At 43.4% G+C, this 13,487-nt stretch carries 9 protein-coding genes; 7 read left to right on the top strand and 2 right to left on the bottom strand.

Annotated elements, in window-relative coordinates; genetic code table 11:
• Positions 1–97 precede the first annotated feature (97 nt).
• Positions 98–1,726 carry a DUF4157 domain-containing protein gene (locus tag MRK00_07530; GenBank protein MDR4517221.1) on the bottom strand — a complete coding sequence of 543 codons (1,629 nt, stop codon included), beginning with the start codon at positions 1,724–1,726 and terminating at the stop codon, positions 98–100.
• A gap of 1,135 nt (positions 1,727–2,861) precedes the next feature.
• Here MRK00_07530 and MRK00_07525 point away from each other — a divergent pair.
• On the top strand, positions 2,862–3,839 hold the full coding sequence (locus MRK00_07525; GenBank protein MDR4517220.1) for a hypothetical protein: 978 nt from the start codon (positions 2,862–2,864) through the stop codon (positions 3,837–3,839).
• A gap of 292 nt (positions 3,840–4,131) precedes the next feature.
• Here MRK00_07525 and dnaG read toward each other — a convergent pair whose 3' ends face one another.
• Positions 4,132–5,907: a DNA primase gene (dnaG, locus tag MRK00_07520; GenBank protein ID MDR4517219.1), complete on the bottom strand. Its 1,776-nt coding sequence runs from the start codon at positions 5,905–5,907 to the stop codon at positions 4,132–4,134.
• A 298-nt stretch (positions 5,908–6,205) separates the two neighbouring features.
• Between dnaG and dapF the strand changes: the two genes are divergently transcribed.
• The 6 genes from dapF to MRK00_07490 all read left to right on the top strand — a co-directional run bounded on the left by dapF (position 6,206) and on the right by MRK00_07490 (position 13,461).
• Complete coding sequence (gene dapF / locus MRK00_07515) at positions 6,206–7,033, top strand: diaminopimelate epimerase (protein MDR4517218.1); 828 nt, start codon at positions 6,206–6,208, stop codon at positions 7,031–7,033.
• Positions 7,034–7,080: 47 nt separating this feature from the next.
• Entirely contained in the window at positions 7,081–7,785 is a 705-nt protein-coding gene (locus MRK00_07510; GenBank protein MDR4517217.1) for a DUF484 family protein, read from the top strand.
• Positions 7,769–8,659 carry a tyrosine recombinase XerC gene (gene xerC, locus MRK00_07505; protein ID MDR4517216.1) on the top strand — a complete coding sequence of 297 codons (891 nt, stop codon included), beginning with the start codon at positions 7,769–7,771 and terminating at the stop codon, positions 8,657–8,659. Before MRK00_07510 ends, xerC begins: the two co-directional genes overlap by 17 nt.
• A 483-nt stretch (positions 8,660–9,142) precedes the next feature.
• Positions 9,143–10,195, top strand: coding sequence for a UDP-glucose 4-epimerase GalE (gene galE, locus MRK00_07500; GenBank protein MDR4517215.1), 1,053 nt, complete (start codon positions 9,143–9,145; stop codon positions 10,193–10,195).
• Positions 10,196–11,037: 842 nt separating this feature from the next.
• Positions 11,038–12,159, top strand: coding sequence for a beta-galactosidase (locus tag MRK00_07495; GenBank protein ID MDR4517214.1), 1,122 nt, complete (start codon positions 11,038–11,040; stop codon positions 12,157–12,159).
• A 462-nt stretch (positions 12,160–12,621) separates the two neighbouring features.
• Complete coding sequence (locus MRK00_07490) at positions 12,622–13,461, top strand: sulfotransferase (GenBank protein ID MDR4517213.1); 840 nt, start codon at positions 12,622–12,624, stop codon at positions 13,459–13,461.
• Positions 13,462–13,487: the final 26 nt, after the last annotated feature.

Below are 13,487 nucleotides of genomic sequence, written 5' to 3'. Positions count from 1 at the left end.
ACAAAAAACAGAAATTATTGATTATGGACCCTTTCTGTTTTTGCTTTCTGTTTTAGAGTCATTTTAGAGTTGAACAAGCCGACCGACCGATTCAAAATTAACCTTGAATATTTTTTTCCAGCTCTGCCAATCTATTTTTAGCGCCTTGGTAATATTCAACATTATATTCATCAATACCATTTTCCTCTATCATTTGAATTAGTTGCGTGATTTCTTCTATTTCGGTTATTTTTTTAATCTTTTGCTTCATAATTTCATCAACAGCTTGTTGTAGAGCCTTCCGCCCTGCCTCGGTTTGATTATATTTTTTAGCTTTGGCTCTATTTGATGTTATGACTTCACGATTTCTCGCAACATCAGCCAAGGTCATTGCACCATTCGGATGCGCGGGCTTTGCAACATGCTGTACTTTAACATTTTTATCTCCATTAATAATACGTGAAGCATTGATTGTATGGTGACTATCGAGAAGAACTAATCCTCTTGTATCTGCTGTTTTGGCTGCTTGGGTGACAAAGGCTACCGGAGGTGGAGTCATTATGAAAGATCCTTCCAAAATTTCTGCTGCTCTGGCAACGACTTTCTTAGCCTCAATGGGTTGAAGCACATTGAACCTTGAGCCTCCCAGATGTACAAATCCTTTGTGTTCTAATCCTGCCCATGCTTGCTGATCTAATAAACCATCAATCGGCACGTCCAATTCTTGACCATCCATTGGCCCTAATATTTTTTGCGCTTCCGTTTCTTCAGTCTCGTTCCATATCATTTGCACCACAAACTGAGGCTTTTGTTGAAAAACGGTCCCTGGCTTTTTACTTTCCATATGGACAGCAGCATTTGAATCGACTGTATTTTTCTCGGTGAATAAGGTGGAATGAATGGGGTCTGAACCTAAGAAGTCAGACACAATTGGGTTTCTCAAGTCTTGCCTCTCCTGCACCACCCCAGCAGAAACCGCCCGCTCCCCCATCACATCCGCTTCACGTTCCAACCTCTGATCATCATTAACCTGCTGCCCCGCCATCTGCATGGTCGGCTTGACCCTCCCCTGCGCCTGCTGCACAACATGCCACGCTTCGTGTGGTAAGTGTTTTTCTTGCCCCGGCGCAAGATGAATATCCGTGTCTTGTGCATACGCTAACGCATTTAACTGCGTGGGTTCTGAAGAGTTGTAATGGACTTTCACATTGTCCATCGACATGCCAGACAGGTGTTCGATACCGGACTTGAGGTTGTCGGGCAACCCGGTGTTGTTTTGTTTTGCTGCCGGTTCTTCTGTCAACGGAGCGGTTTCACATTTCCCCTGCACCAACTCGTCTTCCTCCACGCGTTGCACCGGATCGAATTTTCCCTGAATCAATTCATCCTCATCTTCAACGCGCTGAACGGACTGAAGCTGGAGATTGAACTGGTCTTGTACCGGTTCCCCCTCGTCACCCATCCGCTGCATCGCAGCACCCGTGATTTTGGCGAACTGTTGACGTTGAGCGATCATGCGCGGGCTGTTGTTGAATTGTTCGCTGAGTTTGCGTTGCGTCACGGCCTGCGGGCTGTTATCGGCCATCGCGGCCAATTTCGCCAGTTTATTGACCTGTGGGCTATTGTTCGCCATCGCTTCGAGTTGCGCAATCTGTTCACCCTGCGGCGCTTCGAGCGACGCACCTTTGTCTTTGCGTTGCGCCTGCTGGTTTTGGGTATGGCTGTGTTGCGGTTCGGCTTTTTGCATATCCCTTCTCCATTGTCCCTGCGATGTAGCGAGTAGCTGTGCATTGTCGCTAAGGTCATCACAGTAGCGTCGTGCCAACGCATTTGCGGCACAGACAGTACACATTACCCGGGTGGATAAACTGAATATAGGAAAAACACCATTTGTTTCTTGACAATTTAATCTACAGAAAACCACATCTGTTGTCAAACACCTTGATAATTAATCAAGAAAATGACTACACACCGGCTCAGCTAGTAGCTTGGAACACAAAACAAAGGGGTTCAAGCCTTGCATTACAACACTCACCACCCACCAAAATACACACACAAAACGCGCAGAACGATACCCATATTCTATACGCAATATTTCATTGAAAATCAATTCACTATCAATAGTCAATAGCAGATTCTCTGACGCCGGAATTCATTCCTGGATGACGTAAACTTATCCAAGCTACATGCTATAAAGAATCGTTATGTTCCTTGTTGGCCGATAATTTTCAGATTATCGATTGCGCTTGAGTGTCGAAATTTGAAGTGTGGTGAGTATAGATCATCAGGCGAGGTTTTTTTCGGGCTATTGACACAGGATAACTAATAGGCAGCCCCGGTATGCTGCATTCACTGCCTGATCCGGGATTTCCATTGAGTGGGGGAGTCTATTCCATTGGTTTACTTGGTCACAATTTTGTCGAGATACCTTACATTTCCAGAATATCGAGTCCAATTATATAAAACAGCAAAATAATCAGCTATTTAGATTTATTTCACAACAATAAATACCCATTTCATCTATGATTTAATGACTCCAAAGTGTCAGAATAATTTACACATCCAAAGTTCATCACTGATTATAATTAATCTCAATGTTTTTTAGATTTCTAAACTGATTTCACAAAAAATAAGTAAAAATCTTTTCAATGAGTCAAGCTGTTTATCGTAAAAAATTGTCGATTTTTTTTACACATTTCTATCTTTGCCTTGCTGGCATAATCTACTTAGTCAAATAATTAATCCATCAGATTCAGCAATATCACTGTATTTCTTAAAACACAGAACAATTCCTGCAAGTCTGGCATGAAAAATGCATGCTTTATTAAGTGTGCATATTATAAGAATGTGCTTCTGTTGTTTTTTAAATTAGGAGAATAATGATGGAATGTATCAAAAACAAATCTATACTGCTGATTTTGATCAGTATAGCGGTATGGTTTCCTACGTTTGTGCAAGCGGTTCCCATACAAAAGGGTGACGTATTTGCAGGATCAAAGGATGGCATGGTTGAACACTATCGGCCTGGAGTAGGATTTCTTGCAGAGTACAACATTGGCGGATCGGGGGAAGTGACCGGAATGGCATTCGATTCGAACGGGAATCTTTATGCAACGCGCTTTGGATTTAGTACGATTGTAAAGCTTGACAATACTGGGAATGTTATCAGCAATCCTTTTGTCGCCAACGATACAGGCTCTCACAATGAATCTATTTTCTTCGACAAGACCGGAAATTTCTACGTAGGTCAAGCCGACGGGACAAGAGATATTATTAAACGTGCAAGTGACGGAACATTTATTGACAGATATGATGTCGCCACAGACAGGGGTTCAGACTGGATTGACCTGTCGTCCGACCAAGCGACAATGTTTTATTCAAGCGAAGGCAGAGCAATAAGGCGCTATGATGTGAGTACAGATACACAGTTAGCTAATTTTGCAACGCTCCCAGGAAGTGGCAATGCTTTTGCGCTTCGCCTGTTAGATGATGGCGGTCTTCTGGTCGCAGACAGAAACGATATAAAGAGACTGGATAGCAATGGTAATGTTGTGCAGACATATGATACGAACACTGAAAATTTCTGGTTTGCTTTAAACCTGGATCCCGACGGAAAATCCTTCTGGAGTGCTGGATATCAAAGTGGCTTAATACAAAGATTTGATATTGCAACTGGAAATTTGCTCGATTCTTTTACCTCTCAAGGTCCTAGCGGCCCATCTGGTCTTGTGGTTTTTGGCGAAATAACACAAGGTGGAGGCGGTAATGGCGGTAATGGCGGCAACCCAATTCCGGAACCCTTTACGTTGTCTCTATTCCTAATCGGACTAATCGGTCTTTGGTCAGTTAATCGCCGATAGATTCTGGAAACAATGCATCTTACACAGAATCTGTGAATACCGTTCCCGAACTACCGGCTAGTGCCGGGAGTTCGGGAACGAGTGCAAGCCCCATTAGCTCTTTCTGGACACCTTCGAAGTACTGCAACACGGTATCTGGATGCTACGGCAACGCCCTGTGGTTTGGTTCTCCGTGTGTTAGGTTATGAGTGAGTATAACTATCAACCGCAATCCTGATCTCGAAGTATTTGCAAGCAAGAATCTAACTTCAGAACAACGTTTTGATAACAAAAGTGAAACAATAACAAACCATTAATTTGCGGCCAGACGTTGAAGTTCTCGCTTCTCGGCATCGGTTAACAGACTTAAAGGTTTGTTGTGCAATTCGGACATTCGTTTCTTTCTTTGCATTTCCTGCAGTTTCTTTAATGTACCTGAGAATTCTGCTTCTAGATCCATTTCATCATCCAGATCAAGGATTTCGCTCTCGATTTTTTCCAGTAATGCTGCATAAGGACTGTCTTGTAGATATGTCAAGATCGAAACTGTCGACGCACTACTGACGATATCAGGGCGACTAGCCAGAAACTCAACCAACGATTTTAGTACGACGAACTCTTCATTACTGTCATTGGCGAGCGCCACCAGTTCTTTATCCAGAGCATGGTAATATCCCGGATTGTAAAGCAGCAGCAATATCAGCCTATGATAAGGCGATACAGGTTGTTTCCGGGGAGCATGCTTTTGCCCACGAACCGGAGCTGCACGCTTTATCTGTAAGAGGGTTTCTATCTCAGTTTGCTCGAGGCCACATAACCCGGATAACCGCTTTAACAGCATCAGCATGAGTGCAGGCGCCCTGATGCGCTGTAATAATGGCTTGGCATCCCGAATTAATTTGGCGCGATTTTCGCTGGTTTGCAAGTTCAGATCACGTGTCAACTCGAGCAACAAAAATTCGGATAACGGCGTCGATTGCGCTATCTGCTGCTCAAACGCATCCTTCCCATTTTGACTCACGTAACTATCTGGATCCTCGCCCTCGGGCAAAAAAAGGTAATGAATTGTTTTACCGTCGGTCAATTGGGCGAGGCTGTTTTCAAGTGACCGCCAGGCCGCTCTTTTCCCCGCATTATCGCCATCAAAACAAAAAACTATTTTATCGGTCTGACGCAGCAGTTTTTGTATGTGAAGCGTTGTAATTGCTGTGCCCAGTGTTGCTACGGCGTAATCAATGCCATGCTGGGACAATGCAACAACATCCATATAACCTTCAACAACGATAGCGCATCCTGCTTCTCGAATTGCCTTGCGGGCAGAAAACAGATTATAGATCTCCTGCCCTTTAACAAATAAATCCGTTTCCGGAGAATTAAGGTATTTTGGTTCACCCTGATCGATGATACGACCACCGAATGCAATAACCTGTCCCTTCTGATTCAAAATAGGAAACATAATACGATCTCTGAAACGATCATACTGTTTACCATCCTCTCCGGAAATAACCAGGCCAGCACGTGTGAGCGTAATTCTTGTTTTCTTGGATTTATAGTGTGTAAAAGGCGCCGAGAGATTATGCCAGTCGTCGGGCGCATAGCCAATTCCAAATTGCGCAGCCGTTTTTCCAGTCAATCCGCGCATCTTCAGATATTCAATCGCTTTTTCAGATTGCTTCAATTGATCGCGATAGAATTGAGTAGCCACTCGCATCGCTTCAAGCAAGTCCTGTACACTAGGAATTTCACTGTCATCCTGCTGACTGCTTTTTGGAGATTCACTTGCCTTGGCGTCAGGTTGTTGCTCCGGAACATGCATGCCTACAGAAACAGCCAGTTCATGTACCGCCTCAATAAAACCGAGCCCGCTATATTCAATCAAAAAGCTAATTGCATTGCCGTGTGCACCGCAACCAAAGCAATGATAGAACTGTTTTGTGGGACTCACCATAAAAGACGGTGTTTTCTCGCTATGAAACGGACAGCACGCAACAAAATTCGCACCCGATTTTTTTAGGGAAACATGACGGTCAATTGCGTCTATAATATCGACGCGGTTCAATAAATCATGGATAAAGGACTGCGGTATCATGGTTCGAGGGCGATCAAATAATATTGAACTAAAACATGTCTCTTAAATATATACTCATATCGCTGAATCCCTTGATTGAGCCAACGCGTCATACGCACACTGAATCTTGCGCAAAATTCCCCCGCCTTTTACATTCCAGAAATAACACCAGAAATTCTGCTTATGCTCGGGCCAATAGGCAATGATTGTATCGGCTGGCACGCTATCCATATGATATTGGTAGTAGGTTTTTTATGAAAGATCATTTTATGGCAATGTCGCCACAATGTCATTTACTCGATATTACAGCACATTTCAGATGAACATTAAATTTACCAAAATGCACGGCCTAGGCAATGATTTTGTTGTCATTGACTGCATTAACCAGTCTGTTTCGTTAAACCGGGAACAATTGCGCTTTATTGCCGACCGTCATTTCGGTATAGGCTGCGATCAAATTCTGCTGGTAGAAAAAACCAGCGGTAATGCAGATTTTTTTTATCGTATTTATAATGCCGATGGCAGCGAAGTTGAACAATGCGGAAACGGTGCGCGCTGCTTTGTACGCTATGTACATGATTATGGATTGACGCAAAAAAAACAAATTAGCGTTGAAACTCGCAGCGGTCTGATCACGCCAACGTTACAAAAAAATGGCGAAATAACCGTAGATATGGGCACTCCAAAATTTGAACCTGAAGAAATTCCATTTATAGCCGACCAGCAAGCGCCGACTTATTTGCTTGATGTACTTGGAAAGTCAGTTAAAATAAGTGCACTATCCATGGGTAATCCACATGCGATACGTATTGTCTCGGATATTAACACGGCCCCGGTCGGTAGCGAAGGCGCTTTGATTGAATTACACCCTCGTTTTCCCAACCGGGTTAATGTCGGCTATATGCAAGTGATTAACCGTCATTACATTCGATTACGCGTTTTTGAGCGTGGCGCCGGCGAAACACTCGCATGCGGTACTGGCGCCTGCGCGGCTGTGGTGGCGGGTATTGAGCGGAATTTACTTGACACCCCAGTGACTGTCAGTACACGCGGAGGCGATTTAACCATTAGCTGGGAAGGTGCAAACAATCCTGTTTTGATGACAGGTCCTGCTGTTACAGTTTTTGAAGGCGAAATTAACTTGTAGCACAATGTGGGAAACACTATTTAATACTTGTTAGTCGAGGAAAAATAATGAAACCGGAGAATGTCGCGCACTATCTTGTGAGTCACCCTGATTTTTTTAACGAACACGCTGAATTGCTTTCTGACCTGCATATTCCCCATCCACACGACGACAGGGTCATATCATTGCATGAACGACAGGCCATCGCATTAAGAGACAAAAACAAAGTCCTTCAGGATAAACTGTTAGAGTTGATCAGTTTCGGCGAAGAAAATGATGCTATCGGAGAAAAAATGCATCGTTTAACCATCGCTTTGCTGGCCGCATCCAGTTTTGATGAGTGTCTAAACAGCCTGAATTACAGTTTAAGGGAAGATTTTTCCGTTCCGCACTTTGTTATGCGGTTATGGAACATTCACTACGAGAACATGGATTACGTTGAATTTACCGAGACCAGCGAAGACGTACACGCAATAGCCGCGAGTTTGACCCACCCATATTGCGGCAATCATGTCGCCAATGAAATAAAAGCGATGTTCGCTGAAAACGCCGAGCTACTCCACTCTTTCTCCATGATACCGCTCAATACGACCCGGCCGATAGGATTGCTGGTTTTAGCCAGTCCGGAAATTGAGCGGTTTTATGCCGATATGGGCACATTACATTTAAAGCGGCTTGGCGATCTTATCAGTGCTTCAATCGCTCGTCACGAAATGGTCTCAGATACAACCAGTGATGTTTCGCAAAGCGCATCCGATGAATATCAAATCTGAATCACTGACCGAGGCTTTCAGAGGACATCTCGCCAATGAACGCCGGTTATCACCCCATACCTGCAAAAGCTATATCCATGATATTCATATCCTGATTAAATACTTGACGCCCGAAACACTGCAGGAAGTTCAACCACAGCATATCCGTATGCTCATTGCGCAACTGCATGGCAAGGGGCTATCTGGCAGAAGCCTGTCCCGCATGTTATCCGCTTGGCGCCGGTTTTATCATTACCTGATTCGCGATCATTGTTTCAGTCATAATCCTTGTACCGGAATACGTGTCCCTAAATCACCCAAAAAGCTGCCGAAAGCATTGTCGCCAGATGAAACCGCGCAATTATTGACATTTACAGCTCTGGACCCTTTGACGATCCGTGACCGGGCCATGTTTGAGTTATTTTACTCATCAGGACTAAGACTGGCCGAATTGACCCAACTTAGGCCTAAAGATATAGATTTCTCTGACGGTACAGTACGCGTCCTCGGTAAAGGCGGAAAAACACGCATCGTACCGGTTGGCAAGGTCGCGATTGAAGCATTGCAAGCATGGTTGGCGCATCAGAAAAAAATCGCCAAACCGGATGTCGACGCGATGTTTCTGTCGAAACATGGCGATGCGATCAGTTCCAGAACCATCAGCCACCGCCTGAAAGTACACAGCAGACATCAGGGTATCAATCAGAATGTACACCCGCACATGCTGCGGCATTCTTTTGCGTCACATCTTTTGCAGTCCAGCGGTGATTTGCGCGCTGTTCAAGAAATGTTGGGACACGCACATATCTCATCCACACAAGTTTACACGCATCTCGATTTTCAGCATTTAACAAAAGTATATGATGCGGCGCATCCACGCGCCAAAAAGAAATAAATCCAATAATGAGTGGCAATAGATTTATCAGGAATGAAGATTTGGTTATACTTAACGCGACCAAAAAACCAGTGATGCTAACGGCAAAACATCTACACACATCGTAGTTTCTGACGGACACAAACAACACAACTCTATTTATATTTTAACATCAATAGGTTAAAACCGCCCCGAAGACAACAAACAGTATCCGTTTTATTCGTTTCATATCCATCTTGCGTCACTACTCGGGCGACGCAAGGATGAAGGGTGAATATCTAAAGTAGAGTTTTGGTAATATACTACCCTATGAATTTCGGTCAGGTGTTAAGTGGCCCTCATCCTGGAATCTCACTGTTTGAAATACCCGGGTATCTCAATTTTATAGTTTTTGTAGTGGTCGTTCGGTTGCACCGGGTTTCTTGTTTTTTATTGAGTTATAGAAGCAATTCAACATCCGGCTTGGCGACAGCGCTTTGATCCTTATTATTTTCTGGAGATGATATGGCGGTTCTAGTCACTGGTGGAGCAGGTTATATTGGCAGTCATACGGTAGTGCTGCTGCAAGAAGCAGGACATAAAGTTGTTGTATTTGACAATCTTTGTAACAGCCATCCTGAAGTTTTTAATCGGATAGAACAGATAACCAATATTCGACCTGTTTTTGTAGAAGGCGATATTCGTGACAAAGCCTCATTGGGACAGTTGTTTGCCGAATACGATATTGATTGCGTAATTCACTTTGCAGGCCTGAAAGCAGTTGGCGAATCGATGGACAAACCATTACTTTATTACCAGAATAATGTGGTCGGTTCTCTGAATCTATTTGAGATCATGGCGGCCAACAGCTGTAAGCGAATTGTATTCAGTTCTTCCGCCACAGTTTATGGCGATCCGGCTTCAGTACCCATTCGAGAAAATTTCCCGCTCTCGGCAACTAACCCGTATGGTCAATCGAAACTGATGATTGAGAATATCCTGCGCGATCTCGCAGTCGCCGATTCTACATGGCAGATTTCATTACTGCGTTACTTTAATCCGGTTGGAGCGCACCCCAGTGGATTGATAGGGGAAGACCCAAATGGAATTCCTAACAATCTGATGCCGTATGTTGCCCAGGTTGCAATTAACCGGTTAGAGAAACTGTACGTATTTGGTGGAGATTATCCAACTGTTGATGGTACCGGTGTCCGCGATTATATTCATGTCATGGATCTTGCAATTGGGCATCTAAAGGCGATGAGCGCACTTGGTCCGAATCATCACTGTCAGGCATATAACCTTGGAACCGGAAAAGGCTATTCAGTGTTGCAGGTGGTTAGTGCCTTTGTCAAGGCTGCCGGCCGGGAAATTGCGTATCAGATAACAGATCGCCGCCCTGGGGATATTGCCGAGTGTTTTGCCGATCCCTCATTCAGTGCGGAAAAACTTAACTGGAAGGCTCAATATGGCTTGCCAGAAATGGTACGAGATCATTGGCATTGGCAAACGCAGAATCCAAATGGTTACGAATCGTCTCTTGCCTGGTTGGCACCAAAACCAAAATCGCCAGTTTGACCCATGCACGATTGACATTGTTGGATGAACCAATTACGGCAACAGCACACAAACTTGCTCGTTTGATCTACACTGCTGGCGAAAGGAACCAAGTATGGTGATAAAGGGCAGGATTATTATGAAGAGCGATACCACCAACACATATTGCATCATTTGACTATACGCGTCCGCAAGCCGGAATCTGATCTCACTCCTGCTTCCGATATCATTTAAAATTTTCTTCAAGAACAGTGTGTTAATTTTCTTTCTTGAAAGAGATGTCTATAAATAAGACCTAATTTAACCGAGAAATCTAGCAGTCAGAATTCAAATATTTGCAAAAGATACGTGCAAACCTTGGACGACTTCGTTATAATAAAACACGGGAAATTTGTACACGAATATATTCTCAATATAAAGATTCAGGAATTTCCGGAAGTTATATTTTGTGTCACTCGTTATGCGGTCAATCAAACTGACTGACTAAAAAGGGTTCAAGGGTGCCACTAAAATTTCAGAGCCTTAAACAAGACAAGGCGAGAACAGAAAATCTTTACGCAACATATGATTGAAATGTAAGGAAATATTTTTTGTGAACAACGTCATATCGTAACGAAACGGGGTAAGCCGGCGATCCACGTTGCGAATGCTTGCAAATATGGATTTTTAGACATACCCCTAGGTTGTTCTAACTAACTTACTAAAAGTAGTGGCAATGAGCGCTAAGATTGCAAATCTTCTTACATCACAAGCGTGCTCCGGGACGAATTTGGCTGTTGCCGACCCTATCCATCACATAATCCTACAAATATTTAAATCACATTGCGAAGTTGTATACTCATATGAATACTATTAATTCCAGAATGAATACCAGTCCTTCGATTGCGGTTAAACAAATATCTATCATATTAATCACATCGCTATTCTTCACATGCATGGTCTTAGTTCCTGCAGGAACAGCACATGCCACAGGAAATGCAGTCAAATGGCATCCAGGCCATTACTATGCGATTATGGAATGGGGCAAGAATGATCCTGCACATCTGGCGCAAGTATATAGCGAAATCCTTACCACACCCGCATTACGCGGGATACAAATTCGTTACACCTGGGCAGAACTGGAACCAAATTGGGGCGTATACGACTTCACATCGATAGATCAGCGCCTTGCTGAACTTGCCGCGCTAGGAAAAAGACTCATCATTCTGCTGGACACAAAAACATACAACACCGACACTTTTCCCGTACCTGACTACGTTAGAAAAGAAAGATTTGAATGGGGATCATTCGCCTTTAGTGGGCATAACAAAACCGTTGCAAAAGGATACAGCACCAAGCTGTGGAACCCTCATGTTCATGACCGCCTAGTTGAACTCATTAGCAAACTGGGGGAACACTACAACGCCCATCCCTACTTTGAAGGCATTGGCCTGTCAGAAACCAGCATGGGTCACCCGATAAATGCATTATCCAATATTAAAGTCGATGATTATTATAACAACCTGCTTAGCTTAAATCAGCATATGCGTCGGCACTTCCCCAATACCATGACGTACCAGAACACAAATCACCCTCGGTGGATTTTAGAAAAATTTGCCAGCGAACTCAAAAACATGGGAACTGCATTGGGCGGCCCCGATACTTATATTGAAGATCCTAGTTTAAACTTAAAAGACCAACCATATACACCAGATGGCGTATATAGTTACTATGCCAAACTTTCCGGTATCGTACCCCTAACACCTTCGGTGATGCACAAGAACTATACAAATACGCGTCACGATGATAGAGGATACAATCCAACCGTCCCGGAACTGCTCTCTTTCGCACGTAACACTCTTAAAGCGAACTATATCTTCTGGACGCGGGCACCGAAGCATTATGAGGAAGTATTGCAGGTATTGAATTGGCGTGCACAAACAAAAGATCCTGCCGGCGGACTGGATTCAGCCTGTCCCGCAGCCTATTCCTCTTGCGTTGATTAGATTTTTTGTATTTATTCGGCAAAAAAGTACATGGGTTTGCGACACCAATCTGGCGAAAGAAGCGCAATAATGCTTCCACGCTGCGTTCAGAACCACAAAAAAAACAACTTGAATCTTTCAACCTTGTTTAGTAAAGTCTTTACCAGCATTGCTTTTTCCGGTACGGATTTGTGTTCTCAGGAAAAACTATCTTATCTAACCATGAGAGTGAAAAGCAATGGTCAGCTTTTTAGGTTCTCAACCATAGATTCAGCGGGAAAGGCATAAGCACTTCTTATAGAACGCATTATTTTGCAACAATTGCTCCTCCAGGAGAAAACAATACTGGGGCGCAGTCTATTGATAGAAGCCAATATAAGACTTTATCTATAGAAATTTTATTTCTGCCCTCATGGGTTTGGTAAGGAAAATTTAATGTCAACTTTAATTAATGTATGCGGCACAAGCCGTTCCGGCACAACGATGCTGGATCTTATGCTGGGAAATTCATCTGACGCATTCTCCTGTGGAGAAGTTGTTGCATGGTATAGACCATGGCGGCGGCATCATTTCAAACTTGTATGTCAATGTGGACAAACGTCGTGTCCTGTATGGAAACGATTAGCAGTCGTAGATGCTCATGAATTTCATCATGCTGTTCTATCGGAATCGGGTGTCGATTTTGCGGTCGATTCTTCAAAAGATCTTTGTTGGGTGCTGGATTCTCAGAAATGGGCAATGTCAAAAGGAATCACTACCTATAATATTTTAATTTGGAAGAATCCAGTCAATTTGGCGTATTCACATTGGAAGAGAGGAAAAGGACTCGATCACTGGCATAAGGAATTTATAGCATATCATGAACGATTTCTTAAATTAAATCTTCCTTTTCGTGCGGTCAATTATAATGAACTGGTAAAAAATCCTCAGAAAATACTCAACAATATCTGCAACTTTGTAGGCATGCCTTATTTTGAAGGAAAAGAAAGATTCTGGGAAAATCATCAGAGTCATTATTTGTTCGGAAGTGACACAACGTCACGACAAACATCCAGCAAGCAGTCTGAAATATGGACAAAAGATGACTTTCTCCCTAAATTTCAAGAGCATATTCAATATCTTGAAAACAAAATAGCGCATGATACAAAAGTACAGCAGATTTTAGACGAACTCAATAAATCTGACATCCGATACCAATTGGAATCTTCTGGCGGAGAAAAGATTTCCAGCACACCGAAACTCTACCCACTCTGGTATTACGGGAAAAAGGCAAAACAAATTTTCAAACGCCACTTCCCCGAAAACTATACCGGGAAGACTTAGATGTCGCGCCATCGCTCATAGGCAAG

It is taken from the genome of Nitrosomonas sp. (assembly GCA_031316255.1).
Classification (GTDB): Bacteria; Pseudomonadota; Gammaproteobacteria; order Burkholderiales; family Nitrosomonadaceae; genus Nitrosomonas.
This window is presented reverse-complemented; position numbering and strand designations above follow the sequence as displayed.

Coding starts and splice junctions, on each gene's coding strand:
- MRK00_07530 (MDR4517221.1), bottom strand. CDS start 1,726: ATGCAAAAAGCCGAACCGCAACACAGCCATACCCAAAACCAGCAGGCG.
- MRK00_07525 (MDR4517220.1), top strand. CDS start 2,862: ATGGAATGTATCAAAAACAAATCTATACTGCTGATTTTGATCAGTATA.
- dnaG (MDR4517219.1), bottom strand. CDS start 5,907: ATGATACCGCAGTCCTTTATCCATGATTTATTGAACCGCGTCGATATT.
- dapF (MDR4517218.1), top strand. CDS start 6,206: ATGAACATTAAATTTACCAAAATGCACGGCCTAGGCAATGATTTTGTT.
- MRK00_07510 (MDR4517217.1), top strand. CDS start 7,081: ATGAAACCGGAGAATGTCGCGCACTATCTTGTGAGTCACCCTGATTTT.
- xerC (MDR4517216.1), top strand. CDS start 7,769: ATGAATATCAAATCTGAATCACTGACCGAGGCTTTCAGAGGACATCTC.
- galE (MDR4517215.1), top strand. CDS start 9,143: ATGGCGGTTCTAGTCACTGGTGGAGCAGGTTATATTGGCAGTCATACG.
- MRK00_07495 (MDR4517214.1), top strand. CDS start 11,038: ATGAATACCAGTCCTTCGATTGCGGTTAAACAAATATCTATCATATTA.
- MRK00_07490 (MDR4517213.1), top strand. CDS start 12,622: ATGCTGGATCTTATGCTGGGAAATTCATCTGACGCATTCTCCTGTGGA.